This is a genomic window from Vibrio sp. T9 (assembly GCF_003123985.1).
In the GTDB taxonomy this organism is placed as follows: domain Bacteria; phylum Pseudomonadota; class Gammaproteobacteria; order Enterobacterales; family Vibrionaceae; genus Vibrio; species Vibrio diabolicus.
This window is the reverse complement of sequence record NZ_NIGY01000143.1, coordinates 1-329: the sequence shown is the minus strand read 5'-3', so window position 1 is coordinate 329 and position 329 is coordinate 1. Positions and strand designations below refer to the sequence as shown.

Annotated in this window: 1 protein-coding gene; it reads left to right on the top strand. The window is 64.4% G+C overall.

Annotated features, from left to right (window positions below; all coding sequences use genetic code 11):
• A partial coding sequence (locus CBX98_RS26415) for a hypothetical protein (RefSeq protein ID WP_197710264.1) occupies positions 1-329 on the top strand: 329 nt, incomplete at both ends.

Genomic DNA, 329 nt, shown 5'->3' with positions numbered 1-329 from the left:
ACTCGCGTCGGCGAGACCGGCTTCCGTCTCTATGTCGGCAAGACCGGTGAAACCTCTTGCGCGCCTGGCACCACGGTGTGGGCCGCATTCGACCCGGACAGCACCCTCACCGATCCCAACACGGGCATGGTCAGGCTCGCTGGTGCCAGCACCGCGGCAGGTGTGCAGTTCCGTCTGTTGAACGAGAACCAGGAGGTCATCGACATCTGGGGTGACCAGAAGGTCGTGAAGAAAGTGGTCGGGACCGACAACCAGACGATCCTCGCGCACGTGGTCGCGTTCGAGCAGACCGCAGCCACGGTTGCCGCGGGTACGGCCACTGGTTCGGT